Source organism: Corallococcus llansteffanensis, assembly GCF_003612055.1.
Lineage (GTDB): Bacteria > Myxococcota > Myxococcia > Myxococcales > Myxococcaceae > Corallococcus > Corallococcus llansteffanensis.
Window position 1 is genome coordinate 1 of record NZ_RAWB01000674.1, and the last position, 4,904, is coordinate 4,904.

2 protein-coding genes are annotated in these 4,904 nt (G+C 70.4%); both read left to right on the forward strand.

Annotation, left to right across the window (positions count from 1 at the left end; all coding sequences use genetic code 11):
* The coding region (locus tag D7V93_RS37865; RefSeq protein ID WP_147451553.1) for a non-ribosomal peptide synthetase at positions 1–4,441 on the forward strand (4,441 nt) is incomplete at its 5' end.
* Entirely contained in the window at positions 4,438–4,896 is a 459-nt protein-coding gene (locus D7V93_RS37870; RefSeq protein ID WP_120647952.1) for a hypothetical protein, read from the forward strand. The genes D7V93_RS37865 and D7V93_RS37870, both read left to right, overlap by 4 nt.
* The last annotated feature ends 8 nt before the right edge of the window (positions 4,897–4,904 follow it).

Consider the following 4,904-nt stretch of genomic DNA (forward strand, 5'->3'; position numbering starts at 1 on the left):
CGCGTACGTGGCGGCGAAGGCCGGGGCGACGCTGGAGGCGGAGTCGCTGAAGGCGAGCCTGCGTCAGCGACTGCCGGAGTACATGGTGCCCGGGACGGTGGTGGTGCTGGAGGCTTTGCCGCTCAACGCCAACGGGAAGGTGGACCGCAAGGCGCTGCCGGAGCCGGAGGCGCCGCAGTCCGGCAGTACCTACGAAGCGCCGCGCACGGAGCTGGAAGTCCAGTTGGCGGCCATCTGGGCCGAAGTGCTGCGCGTTCCCCAGGTGGGCGTGAAGGACGACTTCTTCGCGCTGGGCGGCCACTCACTCCTGGCGACACAGGTGGTGTCACGGATCCGAGCGGAAGTGGGGGTCGAGCTGCCCCTGCGTGCACTCTTCGAAGCCTCCACGGTGGAGGCGCTCGCGAAGCGGCTGGAGAACGTGGAGCGCACGAGGGCACCTGTGCTCACGTCCGTGTCCAGAGCCGCTCCGCTGCCTTTGTCGTTCGCGCAGCAGCGACTGTGGTTCATCGATCAGCTGGAGCCGGGCACGGCGCTCTACAACGTACCCATCGCGGTGCGGCTGGAAGGAGACCTGGATACAGCAGCGCTGGAGCGGGCCCTGCGCGAAGTCGTGCGGCGACACGAAGCCCTGCGCACCACGTTCGCCGTGGGGAACCCCGAACCGGTCCAGCGGATCTCATCCGATGGGGCCTTCTCGCTGACCACGGAAGCGCTGCGCACGTCGTCCGCGGAGGAGCGTGAGCAGACGGCTCGGAAGCGGGTGGCGCAGGAGGTGCTGCGGCCCTTCGACCTGGAGCACGGGCCGCTGTTCCGGGCCCTGTTGCTGAAGCTGGCGGCACGGGAGCACGTGCTCGTCATCACGATGCACCACCTCGTGTCGGACGGCTGGTCGCTTGGCGTGCTCGTCCGGGAAGTGGGGATGCTCTACGCGGCCTTCGTGCAGGGACAGCCGTCTCCGCTTCCGGAACTGCCGGTGCAGTACGCGGACTACGCCGCATGGCAGCGCGGCTGGTTGCAGGGCGCGACGCTCCAGCGGGAAGTGGACTACTGGAAACGGAAGCTCTCCGGCGCGCCGCCGGTGCTCGAGTTGCCCACGGACCGTCCGCGTCCGGCGGTGCGCGGCAATGCGGGCGCGACGCTCGGCTTCAACCTTTCGCGCGAGCTGACCGGGAAGCTGCGGAGCCTCGCCCAGCGCGAAGGTGCCTCGCTGTACATGGTGCTGCTCGCGGGCTGGCAGGTGTTGCTGTCGAAGTACTCCGGACAGGACGACATCAGCGTGGGCTCCCCCATCGCGGGCCGCACGCGCAAGGAGGTGGAAGGGTTGATCGGCTTCTTCGTCAACACGCTGGTGCTGCGTGCGCAGGTGGACGGAGCCCAGTCGTTCCGGAAGCTGCTCGGGCAGGTGAAGGAGACGGTCCTGGAGGCGCAGGAGCACCAGGACGTGCCCTTCGAGAAGCTGGTGGAAGCCCTCCAGCCCGAGCGCAGCCGGGGCCACACGCCGCTCTTCCAGGCGCTGCTGGCGCTCCAGAACCTGCCCGTGGGTGAGGCCCGGCTGCCGGGCATGACGCTCAATCCCCTGGAGCTGGAAGGCGGCACGTCGAAGTTCGACCTGAGCGTCTTCTTCATGGAGACAGCGGACGGGCTCAGCGGCGTGCTGGAATACAGCACCGAGCTGTTCGAGGCCGCGACGGTGCGCCGCATGGCGGACCATCTGCGCGTGCTCCTGGAGTCCGTGCTGGACCACCCCGAAGCCCCGGTGACCCGGCTGTCGATGTTGGATGCCACCGAGCGCCGTCAGGTCGTGGAGGACAGGAACCGGACCGCGGCGGAGTACCCGCGCACCACGTCGGTGCACGCGCGGTTCGAGGCCCAGGCCCGGAAGACGCCCGACGCGGTGGCGCTGAAGCTCGCGGAAGGGGAGGGGACGCTGACGTACGCGGCGCTGGACGCGAAGGCGAACCAGCTCGCGCATCACCTGCGGAGCCTGGGAGTGGCGCGCGGCACGCGGGTCGGCGTGTATGTGGAGCGCTCGTTCGACCTGGTGGTGGGCCTGCTGGCCATCCTCAAGGCGGGCGGCGCCTACGTCCCGGTGGACCGCAACTACCCGGCGGAGCGCATCGCCCTGCTGCTGGAGGATGCGGGCGTGGGAGTGACGCTGACGCAGCAGTCGCTCCTGGAGAAGCTGCCCGCCAGCGCGGGCACACCGCTCTGCGTGGACACGGCGTGGAATGCGCTCCACCGCCACCCGGAGACGTCACCCGACGTGGAGGTGAGCGGAGACGACCTCGCCTACGTGATGTTCACGTCTGGCAGCACGGGCCGACCGAAGGGCGTGTGCATTCCACACCGGGGCATCACGCGCCTGGTGGTGGACAACGGCTTCATGCGCTTCGGCGCGGAGGAGGTCTGGCTGCAACTGGCGCCCGTGGCCTTCGACGCGGCGACGCTGGAGATCTGGGGCGCGCTGCTGCACGGCTCGAAGCTGGTCCTCGCACCCCCGCACGCCCTGTCGCTGGAGGAAGTGGGCGCGCTGCTGACGAAGGAGCGCATCAGTGCGCTGTGGCTGACGGCGGCCCTGTACGAGCAGATGGCGCTGCATCAGGCCGAAGCGCTGTCGGGAGTGAAGCAGGTGCTGGCGGGGGGCGACGTGCTGCCCGCGCAGCGCGTGCGCGAGCACGTGGCCCGGCTCGCCGAGGGCTCGGTGCTGGTGAACGGGTACGGCCCCACGGAGAACACCACCTTCTCCACGACGCACACGCTGACGAAGCACAGCGCGGTGGAGACCGCGGTGCCCATTGGCAAGCCCCTCGGGAACTCGACGGCGTACGTGCTGGACACGCACGGTGACACGGTGGGCGTGGGCGTGCCCGGTGAGCTGTACGTAGGCGGAGACGGCCTCGCCTGGGGCTACCTCCACCGTCCGGACCTCACGGCGGAGCGCTTCGTGCCGCACGGCTTCAGCACGGAGCCGGGGGCACGGCTGTACCGCACGGGCGACAAGGCGCGGTGGAAGGAGGACGGCACCTTGGAGTTCCTGGGCCGCACCGACTTCCAGGTGAAGGTGCGCGGCTTCCGCATCGAGCCCGGCGAAATCGAAGCCGCGCTCATGCGGTACGCCAGCGTGGCGGAGGCCGCGGTGGTGGTGCGGGATGTCGGCGGGGACAAGCGGCTCGTGGCCTACGTGGTGGCGAAGCCAGGACAGGACCTCGACCCGAAGGCGGTGGAAGCAGCGCTGCGGCAGCAGCTCCCGGAGTACATGGTGCCGTCGGCCCTGGGCGTGCTGGACGCGCTGCCCCTGAGCGCCAACGGCAAGGTGGACCGCAAGGCCCTGCCCGCGCTGGAGGTCTCCGCCACCCAGGCCGAGGACTTCATCGCTCCCCGGGACGCGCTCGAGTCGCAGCTCGCGACGGTGTGGGAAGAGGTCCTCGGCGTGCATCCCGTCGGGGTGCGCTCCAGCTTCTTCGCGCTCGGAGGCCACTCGCTGCTCGCGGTCCGCATGGTGGCCGTGCTGCGTGAGCGCCTGGGCCGCCACGTGCCCCTGGCCGCGCTCTTCCAGCACCCCACGGTGGAGGCGCTGGCGAAGCTGCTGCGCGACGAGGCGGGGGCGTGGTCGCCGCTCGTCCCACTGGAGAAGGGGGACGCGGGCCGCCGGCCCCTGTTCCTCGTGCACCCAGGTGGCGGCAACGTGCTCGCGTACCCGGAGCTGGCGCGGCGGCTGGGCCCCGGTCAGCCCGTCATTGGCCTCCAGGCGCGGGGTCTCCAGGCCGGCCAGCCCGTGGTGGAGACCGTGGAGGAGATGGCCACCCTGTACCTGGACGCCGCCCGCGCCGAACAGCCCGAGGGCCCGTACCTCCTCGCCGGCTGGTCGCTCGGTGGCGTCATCGCCTACGAGATGGCCCGGCAGCTCCGCGCGCAGGGGCAGTCCGTGGGGCTGCTGGCGCTGGTGGACGCCTTCGTACCCGGAGTGCAGGCACCTCCCGGCGAGGCGCGGGCGGAGGACGCCGACGGCCGCGTGCGCGTCGCCTTCGCCCAGACGGTGGCCCAGGCCTTCTCGCTGACGCTGCCCGTGTCGGACGAGGCCCTGGAGCGCATGGACGACGAAGCCATGCTGGGGACGCTCCTGACCCTGGGTGTCCAGGCCCGCCTCCTGGAGGAAGCGACGGGCCGCGAGCAATTGCGCGCCCTGTTCCGCGTCTACCAGGCCAACCTCCGCGCCATGGACCGCTACGTGCCCGGACCCTACGAGGGCCCGGCGCTGCTCCTCTCCGCCACGGAGGCCACACCCACACCGGGCGTGCCCCGCCACCGTGGCTGGGAGCCCTTGGTGCGGGGGGGGCTGGACGTGAGGGACGTCGCTGGGGGACACCACCAGCTCATGCAGGAGCCGTACGTGCAACACGTGGCCGCGCTGTTGCGCGAGGCCCTGGAGGACAAATCATGACCGTTGAAACACAACCGACATCCAGCGGGGGCTCACCGTGGCCCAACCGCCTCATCCTGGCCGTGTACTTCGTGTGCTTCTCGGTCGGGTCCCTGGCCCACATCGCCCAGGCGGTGATGTTCGGCTTCTTCGCCAATGACCCGGAGAACCCCGTGCCCATGGGGTTCATCTACGTCAACGAGCTGTTCACCTTCCTGAACCCGCTCACCATCGTGCTGCTCATCTTCAAGCGGCGCGCGGGCATCATCTCGGCGCTCGCCGTGGTGGGGCTCGTCTTCGCCCTCAACCTGGCGCTGATGGCCTGGATGTGGACCGCCCAGCACAAGCTCCACATCGTCTGGCTCTACCTGAACGGCACCATGGGCCTGTTCATGCTCTTCACGGCGAAGCGCCTGTGGCGGGCCGCTCCCCCGGAGAAGGCCCTCCCACCTGCCACCACCCCGAGTACGACCTAGCGCCCGCC

What these genes read in the sequence shown, in the direction of transcription:
- D7V93_RS37870 (WP_120647952.1), top strand. Translation starts at nt 4,438, where the DNA reads ATGACCGTTGAAACACAACCGACATCCAGCGGGGGCTCACCGTGGCCC.